The 20576-nt window shown below is 66.0% G+C and carries 10 protein-coding genes; 8 read left to right on the top strand and 2 right to left on the bottom strand.

All coding sequences use genetic code 11. The features are described 5' to 3' along the window. Positions 1-18 precede the first annotated feature (18 nt). Positions 19-1038 (bottom strand): glucokinase, encoded by a 1020-nt coding sequence (gene glk, locus ACQVBX_RS13525; RefSeq protein WP_431634720.1) that lies wholly within the window; start codon positions 1036-1038, stop codon positions 19-21. Between the two features lie 63 nt (positions 1039-1101). Further along, positions 1102-2451 (bottom strand): GH1 family beta-glucosidase, encoded by a 1350-nt coding sequence (locus ACQVBX_RS13520; protein WP_431634718.1) that lies wholly within the window; start codon positions 2449-2451, stop codon positions 1102-1104. A gap of 133 nt (positions 2452-2584) precedes the next feature. Between ACQVBX_RS13520 and ACQVBX_RS13515 the strand changes: the two genes are divergently transcribed. From ACQVBX_RS13515 to ACQVBX_RS13480, 8 genes are all read left to right on the top strand, one after another. Next, the gene (locus ACQVBX_RS13515) at positions 2585-3670 is read left to right on the top strand and encodes an ABC transporter ATP-binding protein (protein WP_431634716.1); all 1086 of its coding nucleotides are present in this window, start codon (positions 2585-2587) and stop codon (positions 3668-3670) included. A gap of 87 nt (positions 3671-3757) precedes the next feature. Further along, complete coding sequence (hemB, locus tag ACQVBX_RS13510) at positions 3758-4747, top strand: porphobilinogen synthase (protein WP_431634714.1); 990 nt, start codon at positions 3758-3760, stop codon at positions 4745-4747. A 171-nt stretch (positions 4748-4918) separates the two neighbouring features. Beyond that, on the top strand, positions 4919-5848 hold the full coding sequence (locus ACQVBX_RS13505; RefSeq protein ID WP_431638186.1) for an alpha/beta hydrolase: 930 nt from the start codon (positions 4919-4921) through the stop codon (positions 5846-5848). Between the two features lie 244 nt (positions 5849-6092). Beyond that, the gene (locus ACQVBX_RS13500; protein ID WP_431634711.1) at positions 6093-7796 is read left to right on the top strand and encodes a ShlB/FhaC/HecB family hemolysin secretion/activation protein; all 1704 of its coding nucleotides are present in this window, start codon (positions 6093-6095) and stop codon (positions 7794-7796) included. 68 nt (positions 7797-7864) lie between these two features. Continuing rightward, positions 7865-18562 carry a hemagglutinin repeat-containing protein gene (locus ACQVBX_RS13495; protein WP_431634710.1) on the top strand — a complete coding sequence of 3566 codons (10698 nt, stop codon included), beginning with the start codon at positions 7865-7867 and terminating at the stop codon, positions 18560-18562. 11 nt (positions 18563-18573) lie between these two features. Further along, complete coding sequence (locus tag ACQVBX_RS13490; RefSeq protein ID WP_431634709.1) at positions 18574-19035, top strand: hypothetical protein; 462 nt, start codon at positions 18574-18576, stop codon at positions 19033-19035. A 220-nt stretch (positions 19036-19255) separates the two neighbouring features. Next, a complete protein-coding gene (locus ACQVBX_RS13485) occupies positions 19256-19753 on the top strand; it encodes a hypothetical protein (RefSeq protein WP_431634708.1) in 498 nt (165 codons plus the stop codon). A gap of 255 nt (positions 19754-20008) precedes the next feature. Continuing rightward, positions 20009-20524, top strand: coding sequence for a hypothetical protein (locus ACQVBX_RS13480; RefSeq protein WP_431634707.1), 516 nt, complete (start codon positions 20009-20011; stop codon positions 20522-20524). Positions 20525-20576: the final 52 nt, after the last annotated feature.

The raw sequence follows: 20576 nt of genomic DNA, 5'->3' as shown, positions 1-20576 counted from the left end.
TGCGCGCGGCGAGGAAGCTCAGCGTCCGAGCAGGGGGCGGCCCGATTCCATCACGGCCAGCGCGGCGGCGCCGAGCAGGCCGGGTTCGGGATTCATGATCGCCTGGGTGGGCACCTTCTGCATGATGTCGCGGAAGCGGCCCTTGGCCTCGAAGCGCTCGCGGAAGCGCCCGCGCTCCAGCCACGGCAGCAGGATCGGGATCAGTCCGCCGGTGAGGTAGACGCCGTTCCATGCGCCCAGCGTGAGCACCAGATCACCGGCCACGCTGCCGAAGATGCCGGCGAAGGTTTCCACCGTACGCGTGCACAGCGGGCAACTGCCGTCCTTCGCGCGGGCGGTGATGTCCTCGGGCTTGAGCGGCTGCGCGGTGGCGCCGACCATGTGGCAGATCGCATCGTAGAGATTGACCAGGCCCTGGCCGCAGATCAGCCGCTCGTTGGAGACGCGGCCGTACTTGTGGTTGAGGTAGTCGAGGATGGCGATGTCCTCGGGCGAATGGGCGGCGAAGCCGGCATGGCCGCCTTCGGTCTGCAGCACGCTGCAATGGCCCTGGCGCACCAGCAGGCCGCCCACGCCCAGCCCGGTGCCGGGGCCGACGATGGCGAAGGTCTGCTCCTCGTCCTCGCCGATCACCGGCAGCGGCAGCTCGCCCACGCGCACCAGGTCGTCGCCCTTGAGCAGGGTCACCGCCATGCTCTGTGCGGCGAAGTCGTTGACCAGATGCACGGCGTCCAGATCCAGCGCCGCGGCGGTCTGGTGCGCGGAAATCGCCCACGGGTTGTTGGTGACCTTGACCGTCTCGCCGTCCTCGATGCGTCCGGCGGCGGCGACGATGGCGCGCTTCACCTTGAGGCCGGTATCGGCCAGGTACTGCTTCGCGGTCGCCACCAGCGACTCGTGCTCGGCCACCCGGTAGCGGCGGATGCTGTCTTTCAGCAGCGGATCGGCGCGCGACGGATCGGCCACGCCGAAGCGCACGTTGGTGCCGCCAAGGTCGACCAGCAGGGTGGGAACGGAAGCGTGAGCGTCAGCCGACATGCGAAAACCTTCAGCACAAGCGAATAGATAAGGGTGCCCTGCACCCGGGCGCGCGTCCAGTGGTCAGCCGAGCGCCGCACCGCCGCTGGCGATCACCTGCGCGTAGAACCTTGCGCTCGCCTTGGGGGTGCGCTTCTGCGTGGCGAAATCCACGTGGACCAGGCCGAAGCGCTTGGCGAAGCCCAGCGACCATTCCAGATTGTCCAGCAGCGACCAGGCGTAATAGCCCTTCACGTTGGCGCCATCGGCCATCGCGGTATGCAGCGCGCGCAGGTGGCGCCGCAGGTAGTCCACCCGCAGCGGATCGTCCAGCGTGTCGCCCTCGACCACCGGTGGGTCGTAGAAGGCGGCACCGTTTTCGGTGATGTAGAGCGGGGTATTGCCGTAGCGCTGCGCGAATGCGGCGAGCGTGTCGATCAGCCCCTGCTCGTACACTTCCCAGCCGGTCTCGGTGTGGGTGCGGTTCGGCTGGTGCACGGGCGAGGCGCGCAGCGGTGACTGTGCCGGATCGTCGCGCACCACGGCGCGCGTGTAGTAGTTGATACCGACGAAGTCGACCTTCTGCCGGGTCAGGCCGAAGTCACTGGCGGGGAAGTCGGGCCAGGCATCGCCGAAGCATTCCTTGAGCTGCGGCGGATAGGAGCCCAGCAGCGCCGGATCGGCGAACTGCTGGTTCATGTAGGCGTGGGCGCGGGCCGTGGCTGCGACATCCTCGGCGCGCTCGCTGGCCGGGTACTTCGGCTCGATGTTGAACACCACGCCGACCCGGTGCCGACCCACGCCGCGGTACGCCTGGATCGCCGCGCCGCTGGCGCGCATCAGGTTGTGCGCGGCGATCGGCGCCTCGTACAAATTGCGATGGCCGGGGGCGAGCGTGCCGTGCAGGTAGCCGCCGTCGGTCACCACCCACGGCTCGTTGAGCGTGGCCCACATCGGCACGCGGTCGTCCAGCGCCTTGAAGACGACCTCGGCGTACTCAGCGAACCAGTGCGCGCTGTCGCGATTGAGCCAGCCGCCGCGATCGTCCAGCGCCGCGGGCAGGTCCCAGTGGAACAGCGTGGCGTTGGGCACGATGCCGTGCTCGAGCAGTGTGTCGACCAGCTGCGAGTAGAAGTCCAGCCCCGCCGGATTGATGCGTCCGGTGCCTTCGGGCAGCACGCGCGCCCAGTTGATGCTGAAGCGGTAGCTCTTGAGGCCCAGCGCCTTCATCAGCTGCACGTCGGAGCGATAGCGCCGGTAGTGATCGCAGGCCACGTCGCCGTGGTCGCCGTTGGCCATCATTCCCGGCGTGTGCGCGTAGCGCTGCCAGATGCTCGGGCCAGCGCCGTCGGCCAGCGGCGAGCCTTCGATCTGGTAGGCGGAAGTGGCGGCACCCCAGACGAAATCCGTCGGGAAGAGAAAGCGTCCTGTCATCGCGGGATGTCCGGTTGCCGCAGCGCGGCTTGATGTAAACGATTACATCGCGAGAATAGCCGAATGCTCTCCTTCGATGCACCATCGCGCATGATGGCGCGGGGACGGGTGCGCCCCTCACGCGGAGGTCTCGATGGCGGTGGTTCGGCTGGACGCGCTGCGCAAGGTCTATCCCAACGGATATGTCGCCGTGGCCGATGCCAGCATCGAGATCGCCAGCGGCGAACTGCTGGTGCTGGTGGGGCCGTCCGGCTGTGGCAAAACCACCTTGCTGCGCATGATCGCGGGGCTCGAATCGATCAGCGCCGGCAGGCTGCGCATCGACGAGCGCGTGGTCAACGAGCTGCCGCCGAAAGATCGGGACATCGCCATGGTGTTCCAGAACTACGCGCTGTACCCGCACATGTCGGTGGCGGAAAACCTCGGCTTCGGCCTGCGTCTGCGCGGCATGGATCGCGCCGCGGTGGACGCACGCGTACGCGAGGTGGCGCAGCTGCTGGAGCTGGAGCCGCTGCTGGACGCGCGCCCCGGCGCGATGTCCGGCGGCCAGCAGCAGCGCGTGGCGCTGGGCCGCGCGCTGGTGCGCGATCCGAAGGTGTTCCTGCTCGACGAGCCGCTGTCCAACCTCGATGCGCGCCTGCGCCTGCACATGCGCGTGGAGATCGCCCGGCTGCATCGTCGGCTGGGCGCCACGATGATCTACGTCACCCACGACCAGATCGAGGCGATGACGCTGGGCCAGCGCATCGTGGTGATGGATCGCGGCGTGATCCAGCAGATCGACACGCCGATGAATCTCTACCGCCGTCCGGCCAACCGTTTCGTCGCCGGCTTCCTGGGCAGCCCGGCGATGAATTTCCTGGCCGGCAGCGTGCGCATCGGCACGACGGCCGAACTGGTTGGTCCGCACGGCACGCTCGCATTGCCCGGCGTGGCGTGGCCGGAGGGCTGGCACGGACGCGAGGTAGTGATCGGTGTGCGCCCGGAAGACCTGCATCCGGTCGACGCCGCCGACCCCGCCGCGTTGAGCGCGCGGGTCGACGTGGTCGAGCCGGTCGGCAACGAGGTCTTCCTCAATCTGCGCAGCGGCGAGAAACCGCTGGTGGTGCGCCTGCCGCCGCGGGTGGTGCCGCTGCCGGGCGACCTCATTCACCTGGTGCCTGATCCGGCGATGCTGCACGTGTTCGATGCGGGCAGCGGGGAGCGTCTGGAGCCGTAGGCAAGCGGCACCGATCGCCGCAGTGGGGCAGGCGGTTGCGGGGTCGCGGCGTACAATCACGGGCTGAACTTCATTGCCGGACCAACCATGAGCTACCCCGCCATACGCCCCCGCCGCATGCGCCGCGATGCGTTCTCCCGCGCGTTGATGCGCGAGCACACCCTGCTGGCGAGCGACCTGATCATGGTGGCCTTCGTGGTCGAGGGCGAGAACCGGCGGGTGGATGTGCCCTCGATGCCCGGCGTGCAGCGGCTGTCGATCGACCTGTTGCTCGAGTTGGCCGGTGAGTGCGTGCGGCTGGGCATTCCCGCGCTGGCGCTGTTTCCGATCACCGACGCGCCCAAGACCGAAGATGCCGCCGAGGCGTGGAATCCGGAGGGCCTGATGCAGCGCGCGGCGCGCGCGCTCAAGGCGAAGTATCCCGAGCTCGGCCTGATCGGTGACGTAGCACTGGACCCTTACACCATCCACGGCCAGGACGGCTTGATCGACGAGCACGGCTACGTGATGAACGAGCCGACCATCGAGGCGCTGGTGAAGATGTCGCTGGCGCAGGCCGAAGCCGGCATGGATTTCGTGGCGCCCTCGGACATGATGGACGGCCGCGTCGGCGCGATCCGCGAGGCGCTGGAGGAGGCCGGCCATATCCACACGCGCATCCTCGCCTACTCGGCCAAGTACGCCTCGAGCTTCTACGGCCCGTTCCGCGATGCGGTGGGTTCCTCGGCCAACCTCGGCAAGGGCAACAAGCACACTTACCAGATGGATGTGGGCAACTCGGATGAAGCCCTGCGCGAGGTGGAGCTGGATATCCACGAAGGCGCCGACGCGGTGATGGTCAAGCCGGGCCTGCCATACCTGGACGTGCTGCGCCGGGTGAAGGACGCCTTCGGCATGCCGACCTTCGTGTACCAGGTGTCGGGCGAGTACGCGATGCTCAAGGCCGCCTGCCAGAACGGCTGGCTGGACGAGAAGGCGGTGGTGCTGGAAACGCTCACCGCGTTCAAGCGCGCTGGCGCGGACGCCATCCTCACCTATTTTGCGATCGACGCCGCGCGCTGGCTGCGCGGCGAATAAGTCGGGCATCGCGCCCGCGACATTCCCTCAGCGCCGCCGCCCCACGCCCGAAGCGCCCGGCACGATGGGCAGCCCGGGCGCAGCCCGGCTCTTCAACCCGATCGCGCGGCGGTCCCGCCGCCGCCATGGAGCAGTGGCATGAAATGCTGGGCGACCTTGCTGTGCCTGATGATGGCGTGCACGTGCGCGTGCGTGCACGCGGCGGGTCCGCTGCGCGGACAAACCCCACGGTGGCAGCCGGCAGCAGGCTTGAAGCAGATGCCGATCTGGCCGGCCACACCACCCGATGCGCAACCGATGCCCGGGCCGGAGACGATGGTCGTCCGTTCCGAGCGGGTTGGGCGCAGGCCGTGGCACGCCGTGACCAATGTCGATACGCCGACGATGACCGTGTATCCGCCGAAGGGCCGTAACACCGGCGCGGCCGTCGTGGTGTTCCCTGGCGGCGGCTTCGAGGTGCTGGCGATCGACCTGGAAGGCAGCGAGATCTGCGACTGGTTGACCGCCCGCGGCATCACCTGCGTGCTGCTCAAGTACCGCGTGCCCAGCGTCACCTACGACTGGCACTGCCGCTGTCGTCCGCATAACTTCGCGCTGTCCGTGCCGTCGCTGCAGGACGCGCAGCGCACGCTACGGCTGGTGCGCTTCCACGCGCGCGACTGGCATGTCGACCCGCACCGGGTTGGCGTGATCGGCTTCTCGGCGGGCGGCTACCTGGTCGCCGAGGCCAGCACCAACTACCGGAAAACGCTCTACCCGGCTACGGACGCCGCCGACCGCGAAAGCGCGCGGCCGGACTTCGCGCTGGCGATCTACCCGGGTCACCTGACCCGCGGCGACGGCAAGCTCAACCCCAACGTGCCCGTCACCGCCGACACGCCGCCCACCTTCATCCTGCAGGCCAGCGACGACGACGTCGACGGCGTGCAGCAGGCGCTGACCTACTACGCCGCGTTACAGGCCGCGAAGGTCCCGACGGAACTGCACATCTACGCCCATGGCGGACACGCCTTCGGCCTGCGCCGCACCGGCGAGCCGATCACCGCATGGACCGATCTGGCCGACACATGGCTGCACACGATGGGGATATTGCCGCGCTGACAGCGCGGACCTTTGGCCGGGTTTGGATTCCGTGGGCCCTCTTGGCGTACGACAGGATGCGGCGTGTTGCCGCACCGCAGCGATAACGTAATCGTTTGCCACCGGTCGGGATCGGGCCTCTCGGCCGTGTCGGCGAAGGCCGCGACGTGCCTGGCCGAGTGGGCCAGCGCGGGCCATTCTTGGTACGCTTGTGCAGTGCCGCAGTCAACGCTGCGCCACTCGCTCGAATCAGGGAACAGGGACAATGAAAAGGACCTTCCGCGGCCGCCCGGTGCGAGCCGTGTCGGCGCGCGCAGCCTTCGTCTGGGCATGCCTGCTCGCGGTGCCGACCATCGCACACACGCAGTCGCTGCCAGCCCAACAGGAGCAGCGGCAGCGTTCGCAGCAGCAAGCCAGGCAGCGCGAAGCGCTTCGGGACGCCCCGGACGTCCGTTTGCCGCAGGGCGCAGCCGGCGACTACAGCCAGACGACGCTCCCTACCGAAAAACCCTGCTTCGTGCTCTCGGCGATTTCGCTCGAGGGTGCGCATGCCGCGCAATTCGGCTTCATCCGCCGCTATCTCGAAAAGTACCGGGGGCGCTGCGCTGGCCAGCAGGGGCTGGCCCTGCTGGCGCACCGGGCATCGGACCTGCTGATTGCCCGTGGCTTCGTCACCAGTCGCTTGGTAATTCCGCCGCAGAACCTGCGCCAGGGCGAGCTTCGTGTCGTGCTGATCGCCGGGACACTCGGCCGGGTGCGACTCGCGCCGGGTTCCAGCGCGGTCGATTGGCGCAGCGCCATTCCCTTGCGCCCGGGCGACGTGATCAACCTGCGTGCCATCGAACAGGGTCTTGAACAGCTCAAGCGGGTGCCGTCGCAGGACGTGAAGATCGACATTGCGCCCGGACAGTCGGCCGGTACCTCCGATCTCGTATTGACCGCGGTGCGGAGCAAGCCCTGGCGGGTCACGCTGAACATGGACGACGCCGGCTCCAACGCGACGGGCAAGGAGCAGGGTGGCGTGACGCTGGCGCTCGACCAACCGCTCGGCATCAATGACCTGCTGAGCGTGGGCGTCAGCAATACGGTGGGCGGCTATCGCGGCGAAAAGGGGACGCGTGGCAACCACATGTCCTACAGCCTGCCCCGAGGCAACTGGACGTTCTCGCTAGACGCATCGAAGTATGGCTACCGCCAGCCAGTGACCGGCTCGCTGCAGACGTTCAGCTTCACCGGCACCTCGCAAAGCACCTCGTTCTCCGCCACGCGCCTGCTGCAGCGGGATGCACGCGGCAAAACCTCCATCGAGCTGGACGTCGGCGTGCGCGACGCGCGGAGCTATGTCGATGGCGTCGAGATCGCGACCCAGCGACGCCTTACCTCCAGCGCCGAGCTCGCCTTGGTGCATCGCCGCTACCTCGGCCATGCACAGCTCGATGCGCGGCTCGCCTATCGCCGGGGCACGCCCTGGTTCGGCGCGCAGTGGCAAGGCGCCCTCGATGGCGGGCCGACCCACCGCTACGGGCTGACGACGCTGGACGCCAGCCTCAGTCTGCCGTTTCAGCTCGGTTCCCGAGCCCTGTTCTGGCTCAGCGAGCTGCACGCGCAGGCCACGGGCGATCACCTCTACGTGGAAGACGACCTGGCCATCGGCAATCGCTACAGCGTGCGTGGCTTCGATGGCAACGCCACGCTCGGTGGCGAGCACGGTGCCTACTGGCGCAACACGCTCAACCTGCCGCTGGCCGACGGCGCCACGTCGATCTATGGCGGTCTCGACACCGGCCGCGTCGACGGCAATACGGCACCGGGTCTTTCCAGCCATCGGCTGTCGGGCGCGGTGTTCGGTTGCCGCGGCACGCGCTGGGGACTGAGCTGGGACCTGTTCATGGGCTGGGCGCTGCAAACGCCACGTGGCTTCCAGACCCGCCGGCCCACCGCCGGTATGCAGTGGATCTTCACCCTGTAGCACGACGAAACCAGGAACCACGGGCCGATACCGCAGTGCCCGTAGAAGGACAATCGAGGACCGATGTCATGATGGAAAAGATCGCCCGCCAGGATGCATCGCCGGCCACTGCGTCGCGCCGCGCCCGTCCGCTGAACCAGCGTCTGCGACGTCAGGCGCTCGCGCTGGCCGTCACCATGGCGTTGGGTCTGCCGCAGGTGCAGGCCCAGGCCGTGCCCGATGGGGCGACGCATACCTCGACACAAACCGCCGCCAATGGTGTGCCCGTCGTCAACATCGCCGCACCGAATCAGGCCGGGCTGTCACACAACACCTACGGACAGTTCGACGTCGGCAAGCAGGGGCTGATTCTCAATAACAGCGGCACGCTCTCCTCGACGCAGCTGGCCGGCTACGTCACCGGCAATCCCAATCTGTCGGCCGGGCAGTCCGCCCGGCTGATCCTCAACGAGGTCACCTCCACGCGGGCCAGCCAACTGGCCGGCGCCATGGAGGTCGCCGGCACTCCCGCCGAGGTCGTGGTTGCCAATCCCAACGGCATCAGCTGCACTGGCTGCGGTTTTATCAACACGCCGCATGCGGTGTTGACCACCGGCCGGCCGGCGTTTGGACAGGACGGTGGACTGAGCGGGTTCCGCGTCACCGGCGGAACGCTTTCGGTATCCGGCGGCGGGCTCGATGGCAGCCTGGTCGACCAGGTGGACCTGATCGCGCGCGCGGTATCCATCAACGCCGGCGTCTGGGCCAAACACCTCAACGTGATTACCGGCGCCAACCAGGTCGATGCGGCCAGCCTCGCTGCGCAGCCGATCGCCGGTACCGGCAGCGCGCCGGTGGTAGCGCTGGACGTCTCGGCAATCGGCGGCATGTATGCGGGCGTGATCCGATTGATTGGCACCGAGGCTGGTCTGGGCGTGAATAGCCAGGGCCAGATCGCCGCGCAGAGTGGCAATCTCAGCCTGACCAGCGCCGGCGACGTGGTGCTGGGCGGCAAGACCATCGCCACCGGCAATCTCTCCCTGCAGAGCAGCGGCGCGATCGAGCAATCCGGCACGCTTGCGGCCGGAAACGCACTGTCGCTCACTGCCGCCGGTTCGCTGGCCAACCGTGGCCTGATCCAGGCGCAGGGCGGTGCCATCACGCTGCAGGCGGGCGGCGCGCTGAGCAACGCCGCGGCTGCGACCGTGCAGGGGAACGGCGCGCTGCAGCTCCGCGCCGCTTCGCTGGACAACGCCGGCAAGCTGTATGCGCTCGGCGGCGCGTGGAGCGCGATCCTCGACGGCGCCGCCGTCAACCGCGCCAGCGGCGACATCTACGCCAACCAGGGCATCACGCTGTCGGCCGGCTCGCTCGGCAACGACGGCGCGATCGAAGCGGCCGCCAATGCGAGCCTGACCGTGACCGGCGCACTCGCCAACGTCGGACATGTGCAGTCCGACCAGGGCGGCGTGACCCTGCGAGCCGATTCGCTCGACAACCGCGGCGCGGTGAGCGCGCAACACGCGCTCACCATGCAGTTGTCGGCACTCGCGCAGAACAGCGGCACACTTGTCGCCGGAAGTACCGTTGGCATCACCGCTGGCCAGTTCAGCAACACGGTAACCGGCCAACTGCAGAGCGGCGCTGACCTGAGCCTCTCGGCCGCGATGCTCGACAACGCTGGCAACCTCTACGCCAAGGGCAACGCCGTGCTCAGCGGCGTAAGCCTGGGCAACGTCGCCGGAGCGCAGCTGATCGCCGATGGATCGCTGGTGATCGACGATACCGGCGACATCGTCAACGCCGGTCTGCTGCAGGCCGGCACCGACCTGCGCCTGCAGCGCGCGACCTCGCTGAGCAACGCCGCTGACTCGACAATCTACGCCGGCGGCAGCTTCACCCTCGGGCTCACGCAGGCGCTGGACAATCGCGGCCTGATGTACGGCGCGCACGTGTTCAACCTCGCCGCCGGCAGCGTAGACAACGACGGCATCCTGCGCAGCGGCAGCGACTTGTCGCTCGACAGCGCGGGCGCCCTGCAGAACGCCGGCGCGATCCAGGCACAGCAGAGCCTGCATCTCAGCGGTGATGCGCTCACCAACGCGGGCAAGCTCTACGCGATCGACGGCAACCTGGACGGCCAGGTCGCCGGCGGCTTCGAATCCACCGCCACCGGCGACATCTACAGCGGCGGCCACGTCACGTTGACGCTCGGCAGCTTTGCGCATGCCGGCGTACTGGAAGCCGGCCAAGGCTCGACCATCGCCGTCCAGGGCGCGCTCGATAACACGGGCACGATCCAGGTCGATCAAGGCAATCTCGACGCGACCGCCGTGCGGCTCACCAACGACGGCGCGCTCAGTGCCGCCGGCAACCTCTCGCTTGCCGGCACCGGCCAGCTACACAACCAGGGCCAGGTCGTTGCCGGCCAGGCGTTGACCCTGGCTTCGGCCAGTGCGGCCAACAGCGGCCAGACACAGAGCGGCTCGGGCACGACGCTTGCCATCGCCTCGTTCACCAACAGCGGACGCGTGCAGGCCGGCACCGACCTCGTCATCAGCGGCAGCCACGACCTCACCAACACGAGTACCGGGCAATTGCTCGCAACCGGCGATCTCGGCGCCGACACCGCCGCGCTGCTGGACAATGCCGGCGTGCTGCAGGCGGGTGGTGCGCTCTCCGTGCTGGGCGCGGGCGCGATCCGCAACCAGGGCAGCGGCATGCTCTACGGCGGCGGGTTCACCACCGTGCATCTGGGTGGCGCGCTGGATAACGCGGGCACGCTCTACGGCGCGCAGGGTCTGGATCTCACCGCGCTCAGCCTGGACAACAGTGGCAGCCTGCGCAGCGATGCTGCCTTGGCTGTCAGCGTGCTGGGCGGCGCGCAATCTGCCGGTACGGCCTACGCCGTCGGTGATGCGCAGTGGAACGTCAGCGGCGCGCTCGTCGACAGCGGCACGCTCGCAGCCGGTGGCGACGTCGATATCACCGCCGCCAGCCTGGATGGCGACGGCACGCTGGCCGCCGGTTTGATGGACGACGGCTCGCTGGGGGCGAGCGGTAACTTGCACGTCCTCACCAGTGGCGCACTGGCAGCGCACGGTCGCGCGCTGGCTGGCAACGATCTCGTGTTGGCGGGCGGCGCGATCGATCTTTCCGGCAGCCAGGCGCGTGCCGGTAGCGACATCACTCTCACCGCGCTCCAGGGCGACGTGTCGAACCAGGGCGGCGACCTCGCGGCCAACGATCGACTCACCATCACGGCCGCGGGCGCATTGGTCAATGGTGGCAACAGTGCCGTGCTGGGCGGCCATTTCGCCGCGCAGACGCTGGCGCTGCAGGCGGCCAGCCTGGACAACGGCTACGGCACGCTCACCCAGAGCGGCAGCGACGATCTCGCTTTGAGCTTCGTCGGCGCGTTCGCCAACGCGCACGGCACGCTCGCCACCAACGCCGGCGACCTCAGCATCTCGGCGGCCTCGCTGGACAACGACGGCGGCGCCATCCAGCACGCCGGCACCGGCCTGCTGACCCTTTCCACAACCGGCGCGTTGACCAACGTCGGCGGCAGCATCGCCGGCAACGGTGCCGCGACGATCCACGCCGGTGGCACGTTCGCCGGCAGCGGCGGCAACCTCGGTGTAGCCAGCGACCTGCAGCTCGACGCCGATGCGCTGGACAACAGTGGCGGCTCGCTGGTCGCCGACCACGTCACTCTTACCGTCGGCCACGCGCTCACCAACACCGGTGGCACCGTGCAGTCGACGCATGCCATGACCGTGCATGCCGGCTCGCTCGGCAACACCGGCGGCTTCCTCAAGGTCACCGGTACCGACGCGCTCACCCTGGTCGCGGGTGGCGCGTTCGGCAATGCGTCGTCGGCCGGTGCCGGCGGGTTCATCGGCGGCAATGGCGACGTGTCGATCCAGGCTGCCAGCCTGACGAACACAGCGCAGGTCTATGCCGGCGGCGCGCTCGACGTCACCACCACCCAAGGGCCGTTCATCAATAACGGCGGTGTGCTGCAGGCATTGTCTTCGGTGCAGCTCGACAGCGCCGGTGCGCTGAGCAATCGCGGCGGAAGCATCGAAGCGGGCGCGGGCGACACCGACGCCACGCTGGTACTGCACGCCACCAGCCTGGACAACACCGGCGGCCGCATCGCCGACTCGGGCAGTGGCGCGGTCACGTTCGGCATCGGCGGCAATCTTGTCAATCAGGGCGGCACGCTGGGCGGACAGGGCGCCGTGACGCTCACCGCCGCTTCGCTGAGCAACACGCAGGGCGCGCATCTGGTTGCCGGCGACGATCTCGGCCTCACGCTCGGCGGTATGGACAATAGCGCCGGCACCATCTATGCCGCCGGTGACATCCACTGGAGCAACAGCGGCGCGTCGCTGACCAACACCAGCGGCAACCTCGGCGCCGGCGGCACGCTCGCGCTCGTCCTCGGCAGCGTCGGCAACGGCTCCGGCGCGCTGGCGGCGACCGGCGATGCGACGCTGCAGTTCAGCAGCCTGAGCGGCAATGGCCGCGTCGTCGCCGGTCGCGATCTCAGCCTCACCTTGCCCGGCGGCTTCACCAACGGTGCCGGCAACACGCTCAAGGCCAACCGCGACCTCAGCCTCCATCTCGGCGGCAACTTCGCAAATGCCAATGGCGCGCTTTTGTCCGCGGTACGCAACCTCACCCTGACGGCCGCCGCCATCGACAACGCCTCCGGCGCGCGCATCGATGCTTCCGGCACCACGCTCACCGCCAGCGGCAACTTCACCAACGAAGGCCGCATCGAGGGCGACGACATCACCCTCTCGGCCGGCTCGCTCACCAACACTGCCACGATCATCGGTGGCGCGATCGATATCACAGCCAACACCCTCACCAACGGCATCGACCTCGGCACCGCCACCGACAACGCGGCTTATCAAAGCGCGCTGATCGCCGCGACCGACGGCATCGACCTGTGGGTGCGCGGCACCCTGCTCAATCGCGACGCGACCATCTTCACGGTGGGCGACCTGCGCATCGGCGCTGCCAGCAACGGCACGCGGAGCCAGGCGGTGATCAACCGCTCCGGCGACATCGAGGCCGACGGCAGCGTGCGCATCGATGCACAGCAGTTCACCAATCAGCGGCGGGTTTTTCAGACCGGTAGCTACGCGCTGAGCGCGAGCGAGCAGGCGCAGAGCACGTACATCAGTGGCCCGGTCGCTGTGTATCGCTATGACGACCCGAATCCTCTGCACCACCCGCCGTACGTCGACGCCAGCCAGGTGCTGGATGAGCAACAAGTCGCGGCGCTCGAAGCGTTCTGCGGCACGCAGGGCACGCCTGGTCAAGACGGCGACCATTGGTGCAACGGCGTGACCATGCCGGGGCAGAGCGATCCGCACAACATCCTGCATAACGATCTGCAGTCGATCACCACCAGCGTGCTTACCACCGTGCAACGGCTGACCGCGGCCAGCGCCGAGAGCCGTCTCCTGGCCGGCGGCAACATCACGCTCAACGGCTCGGTACTGAACGACAAATCAACCATCTCAGCGGGCAACAACCTCGTCATCAACGGCCAGAATGGCAATGGTGGCGGCGGCAGCACAGGCAACGAGACTGTGCAGAACGTCGCGTGGGCGCCGACAGGCACCGTGCAGCAAAGCATCGTCGAGCAAACCGGCATTGAGTACGTCAGCTTCGATGGCCATCGCCATTGGGCTTTGGCAGGCTACGACCCCTGGGGCTACTACTACCCAACCGTGCAGCTGGCGCTCGGCGCCAGCCGGCCGGGCTGGATCAGTTACAACGCTGGCTCCGGGCTGGCCGCCACGATGAGTGCGGGCCATACCGTCTCGATCACTGCGCACAATATCGACAACACGGTTGTTGGTGCCGATGGCCAACCGGTGCATGCGGTGATCGGTCTTGGCCAGAACGCCGGGGCGCGTGCCGTGAACGGCAGCGGTGCGGGCACCGTCGGCAGCGTGCAGGGCGGCCACAGCGGGTCCGGCACGGTGGCATTGGGCCATGCGCCGGCCACCACTGCTGGCGGTTCGCTCGATCAGCCTCCGTCGCGCACGAGTACCAGCAGTGGCAGCGCCCGGCCTGCGTCACCGCAGGTGGTGTCCGGCTTGGGCGGTCCGCATCCCACAGTCTCGCTGCCGCAGTCGGGCCTGTACACGGTGCACACCAGCCCGAGCAGTCCCTACCTGGTGGAGACCGACCCGCGCTTCACCGACTACGCCCAGTTCATCAGCAGCGACTACATGACGGACAAGCTGGGCATCGACCCGGCCGCGGTCGGCAAGCGCCTCGGCGATGGTTTCTACGAGCAGCGCACCGTGCTCGACCAGATCGCCTCGCTCACCGGCCGACGCTTCCTGAGCGACGACACCGACGCCCTTTCCCAATACCGCTCGCTCATGGACGCCGGCGTGCAGACGGCGCAACGGTTCGACTTGAGCGTGGGCGTGGCGCTCACACCCGAGCAGATGGCCAACCTCACCCAGGACATGGTGTGGCTTGTCAGCGCTACCGTGGACGGCCAGCAGGTGCTGGTGCCGGTGGTGTACCTGTCGGCCGAGCACGCCCGTACGCTGGCCGCCGGCGGCGCCACCATCGCCGGTAGTACAGTGGTGCTCAACGCCAGCGGCGACGTCAATAACAACGGTGCCATCAAGGCGAGCCAGGACGCCCAGCTGAAGGCGGCCAACCTGCTCAACAGCGGCACGCTGAGTGCCGGCAGCGATCTCAGCATCAGCGCAGCGCAGGACATCCTCAACGGCGGCAGCATCCGCGCCGGCGGCAACGTCAGCCTGGTGGCTGGCGATGATGTGCGCAGCGGGCTGGCGGCGGCCACTGCGCTGGGCGCAGTAAACCTGTCCGACCTCGGTGCTCCGGTGAGTTCGGTCGCGCTCGGCGACCTGAGCCAGCCCGGCAGCATCCGTGCCGGCGGCAACCTGGCTATCAGCGCAGGACGCGACCTCAGCCTCGATGCGGCACCTGTCGCCGCCGGCGGTAACCTGGCTCTCGCGGCCGGTCGCGACCTCACCGCGACCGCCACCGCCATCAGCGCCGGTGGCGATGCGCAGCTGCTCGCCGGCCGCGACCTGAGCTTGCTGGCGACCGGCCACACCGTACGCCAGGGCACGTTGAGTAGTGGTGTGGAAACCAGCACCCACACGGTGAGCACCGTCGATGCCGGTGGCAGTCTGCTGGTGGCAGCGGGCCGCGATCTAGGCAGCCAGGCAGCATCGCTCACCGCGGGCAATCAGCTCGGTGTCAGCGCCGGCCGCGACTTGAACCTGTCCGCCGTCACCGACACGCAGACGCAGACCAGCCACACCCTCCAGGGCCGCACGCAGATTATCGCCACGCAAAGCGACGACACCCTGCGCGGCAGCAGCCTGAGCGGCGCTAATGGCGTGATCGTCAGCGCCGGTCGAGACCTCACCGCCACCGCCGGCAGCATCAGCAGCAGCGCCGGTGCCGTGGCGCTCGGTGCCGGCCACGACCTCACCCTCAACGCCGGCATCGAGAACCACGACACCAGCACGCAGACCTACACCAAGAAGAGCGGCCTGCTCTCCAGCACCACCACGACCACGCTCGACACCACCCACCAGGGCCTTGCCATCGGCACGGTGATCAGCGGCGACAGTGTCAGCCTGGGTGCGGGCCACGACCTCACCACGCAGGGCGCACAGCTCACCGCGATCAACGATGTCGCCGTGTCGGCCGGCCACGACGTGCTGCTCGGCGCGGCACAGGACACCTACAGTGAGGAACACGACCGCAGCAAGGTCAAGCGTGGCGGTGGTCTCGGCGTGCTGGTGGGTACATCCAAGGGCGACCTGTTCACTCGCACCCATACCGTGCAGCAGGACAGCAGCAGCGACACCGTCGCCGTCGGCAGCGTGCTCAGCGGCGATCACGTCACCGTGGCGGCCGGGCATGACCTGACCACCCAGGCCGCGCAGATCGCCGGCACTCATGACGTGGTGCTGGCGGCCGGCCACAACCTCACCATCGGCACCGCCGACAACACGCATAGCGAGGATCACAGCCTCAAGGTCGCCACCTACGGCGCCCAGCGTAGCGGACTGCACGGCATGTTCGGCGTGGCCAAGGCCAAGCAGACCGCCAGCGAGACCGACACCACACCCACCGGCAGCCTGATCGGCAGCACCGATGGCGCCGTCACGCTCAGTGCCGGACAGGGCGTGCACATCACCGGCAGCGACGTGCTCAGCCAGACCGGCACCGCGATCGTCGGCCAGAACGTCACCATCGATGCTGCCGTCGGCACCGCCGACAGCCACCAGACCCAGTCCCTGCACACCGGCGGCATCATGGCCGGCCTCACCGGCGGCGCGGCCTCCTCAGCGGAGCAGGCCTACGCCTCGGGCCAGCGCGCCGGGCAGGTGAGCGACAAACGGTTGAAGGCGCTTTACGCAGCGCAGGCGGCCTATGGGGCTTATGACGCCTATCGAGGCGGCTCTGCGGGCGCAGCGGGTGCCGGTGGCGCGGCCGTGGGCGGCAACGTCGCCGTGGACAGCCAGGGACACCCGATCATGGGGACTGACGGCCAACCGCAAAGCGCTGCCAGCGGTAGCAAGGGTGCCGCAAACGCCAGCGGTGTCAGCTTGCGCATCGGCATCGGCGCCAGCAGCGCCTCGGCGCACAGCGACACCCACGACGACATCGCCTACGCCAGCCACATCCAAAGCACTGGCGACGTCACCATCGCCGCGACCAACGGCGATCTCAACGTGATCGGCAGCCAGGTCAGCGGCGACAACGTCGCGCTGGCCGCCAGCCATGACCTCAACCTGCTTAGCCAGGCCGAGCAGCACACTCAGAGCGACCACAGCGCCAACGCGCGAGGCGAGCTGGGCTTCAGCATCGGCAGCCAGACCGGCTTCTACGCCACCGCCGACGGCGGCAAGGGCGTGGCTCATGGCAACGGCACGACCTACGCCGACACCAGCGTCACCGCCAGCGACACCTTGAGCCTCGTCGCCGGTAACGACGCCAACATCATCGGGGCCCAAGCCAAGGGCAGCACCGTGTTGGCCAGCATCGGCCACGACCTGACCGTTGAGAGCCAGCAGACTACCGATGACTACGCCAGCCACACGTGGCAGGCCGGCGGCACCTACGTCTACGGTTCGGGCAGCGAAGTGCATGCCAGTGCCGGCATGGTCGACAGCAGCTACAAGAGCGTAGACCGAGACAGTGGCATCGGTGCCGGCGACGGCGGCTTCCAGGTGCACGTGGGCGGCCACACCGATCTTACGGGCGCCGTGATCGCCAGCACCGCCGATCCGTCCCTGAATCTACTCGACACCGGCACCCTGAGCTTCAGCGACCTGAAGAACCAGGCCAGCTACAGCGCGATGAGCGCCGGCATCAGCATCGGCTCAGGCAGTGGCGGAACCAGCGCCTCACCAAGCATCGGCGTGCCGCAGTTTGGCGACAAGAGCACCACCACCCGGGCCGGCATCGCGCAGGGCACGATCATCACTCGCGACGAGCCTGCCACTGATCTCAGCGGGCTGGATCGCGCGCCGGATATCGACGCTGCGGGCCTCAAGCCGATCTTCGACCAGCAGAAGGTGGCCGAGCAGCAGGAGTTGGGCAATGCCGCCGGGCAAGTCGGCATGCGCGCCGCCGGCGATATCGCGAGCTACGAGGCCAACCACGCGACCACCGAAGAGGAGCAGAAGTCCTGGCAGGACGGCGGCGCCAACAAGGTTCTGCTGCACGGTCTCGTTGGCGCAGCGACGGCGGCGCTGGGCGGCGGCGACGGATTGCAGGGTGCGTTGGGTGCCGCCGCCAGCGAGAAGGCCAGTGGCGCAATGGCGGACTATCTGGTCGATCACCACATTGACCCGAACTCGAGCAAGGGCCGCACGTTGATGCAGTTAGGAAGTGCGGCCGTCGGCGCTGTGGCGGGTGGCGGCGCAGGCGCCGCCACAGCTCTGCAAGGGGAGCAGTTCAATCGACAACTACATCCGAGCGAGAAGCAGCTCGCGCAAAGCTTGGCGGCCCAAAGCAATGGCCGCTATACCACCCAACAGATCGAAGATGCATTGCGTATTAGCGGCTACACCTCAACATCTAAAAGCACCATATCCGCTGAGAGTGTCCAGACAGGGATGCTTGTAGATGTCAATCAATCGGGGTCGATATACGATGTGAATGCTAGCTGGCTACTGATATCCGGGCCAAGCGATTCGCTATATCTGATGCAGCAAATGCCTGCACAGATATCTCCCGACTTGGCATCCTACATCGCCTCCAATACTGGTGGCGCATCATCTCCCTACGCATGGACTAATGAGCAACAGGGCTTGTCTGCGCGTCAAGAACCTTATATTCCCTATTTAGCGGTTATCCCAGACTACGTAGTGATGAATGGGTCTGGGTTTAGTGGCGGTGGTAGCGTTGCGCTCAATATGCACACAGGCCAAATATACGGGGGCGGCTCGGGTAACATTCCAGTTCGGCCGGGTGCCAATTTATCCTTGGGATATCTTCCGACAAATTTAGGGGCAAGTAGCAACGCGGCGGGAATCAATACGGCAAACTTGCTCACCGGTGCTGGAATTAACGGCTCGGCTTGCTATGTTCTTTGCGTCGGTCTTAATCATTCTTATGGCGGCGATACTGCCATCGAGGTGGGGGCCGGAATTGGCACGCCTGCTAAGGGCGGGTCTGGTTCTACTAGTGTTATGAAGCCCTTGTTCAGTCTACCTTTCACCAATGGTGATAAGCCGCCTAATCACTGAGGTGCTAATAGATGATTGCCTGGATAAAAAAGTTTGGTCCCTACATTGCTGCACTATATGCGGTGATTGCAATTCCATATGTGCTCATTACAACACCATCTCTGTCCCAGTCAAGAAGTCGGCTCGGTGTTATGGAGGGTGATTTGCGCGAAATGTTCAAAAATGGAGGAAGAATTATAAACAGGAGAGAGGTTGATAAGTATGGTGTGGCGTCGTTGTCTGTCGAGGTTGTGGGCGAATTGCTAAGCGACGAGGACCTGGTCCGTCTTGGATGGACTTCTATCGGCTTATCTGGCGGCGGATACTGTAAGGATGGCATATTTTTGAGCGTCCGCATTTCTCCTCAAATTTTCCTAGGGCAAAAAGTTTTGGACTTGGATTTTAGGTATACATCACAAACCATTGCTACGTGTTATGGGCATCGGTCGGCCACCCATAAAGAAAGCGGCAACAGCCGAAGTGGAAGCAATTGATGTTCGTAGACTGGCTCATGCTTCAAATGGTTGCGTCGCGCCCAAAACAGACCTGTCAGAATAGTCAGGGTGATTCAATTATTTGCAAGCACTCCATTGGTTTGTCGTCGAGTGGGGTGTATTCAACTTCACGCGCGAAATAAGTGAACTTGGTGCAGCCAGTTAACGATCGCGATTTCTTCAACCTGAAAAATGACACTTTATGTAAGGAGCAAGACGGATGAAGTCGTGTCTAGCTGCTTTTTTGGTGCTGTCGTTGACAGCTGGCCCACTCTTGGCAGAGGGCGTGGGTGCCTGGAAACCATTGAAGGCTATACCCGGGCACACGGCGTGCGAGCCGGGAAAGATTGTGATTTCGGATCGCTCAGTTCAATTGAGCCTGTGCGTAACGCAAGGAAGTATGGCGCACGACCGTTACGTTCTTGAGATTGCTGGCGAAGAAGTGCTGTCGGGTATTGACGACGAGACAAGCAGGGGGCTCTCGGGACACTACCAAGGCGCGCCGATCAGTATGGTGTGCAAGCCCGAGCATAAGGCGCCAGCTGACGATGATCCTATGGTTGCCTCTCTGGCTAAAGGGTTCATGTCACATCCCGGCACGTCCGCGGAACAGGCTCACAAGATGGCCGTCCTAATGCTCACCACGGAGATAGGCCGTCAGTGCGTGGTAAGGCAAGGTGAGCAGATTCTGATGACAGTTCCGGTCTGCTTCGATTGAGCACAATCTTTAAATTTGAAGATTGCAAATTAGCCGCCGGGTTAATGGGTTCGGCTGATTAGTCTGGATTGATGGAGGCGTTGTCAGATAATATTTTTGTATGTTTCGATAATCGACAAAAATACGAATGAGATTTCGATATTCGACGCAAGTAAATAAATTCTTGCATTGGCCTCGCTTGATAGGTGCGGCCGCCACGTTTAGATCAAGTGTCCAGCTTAGTCTGGATGTTTAACTGTTTGCGAAGGGCTATAGATGTTCTACACCTCCATGAGACGCACTTTCATTGCTTGCGCTTTTACATCCCTCGCTGGATGCAGCTTCTTCGCTACGTATCAGGAGCCGGTGTCGGGGCCGATTGCACGCATTCGCCTCGTCGGCAGCCAACCCAAAATCTATACCGGACATTGTCCGGCCGATGAGTCGCGAGGGGTCGCTGAGTGGGGGACTAAGGCGCACGACCTAGGTATGCCCAAGCAGTCCCATGTACCAGCTGATCGTCTTGTCACCGAGTATCGAGTGATTGCAGACAGACCGCTGACACTGACGTTTGCAGATCCGGAGTTTGCTGCACCTAAGGGATTCCGCATGGTGTATGGCGCGGGTTTTTGCCCTTACTCGACCACGGCCTTCATCCCAAAAGACGGGCACGATTATGTGGTTCGGGAAAACGGTCATGGCTATTGCAAGGCGAGCGTGTCCGAACTCGTCAAGACTCCTGAAGGCTTAGTGCGGGAAACAGCTGTTGAGACGTTGCCGCCCTGCGGTTGACTCTAAAGCGGACTTGCGCAAGTGGATGCCGGCCGTAAAGGGGCGAACGGCC

The organism is Dyella thailandensis (assembly GCF_050749815.1).
Lineage (GTDB): Bacteria > Pseudomonadota > Gammaproteobacteria > Xanthomonadales > Rhodanobacteraceae > Dyella_A.
The sequence above is the reverse complement of the archived record's forward strand: the minus strand, read 5'-3'. Positions and strand labels throughout refer to the sequence as shown.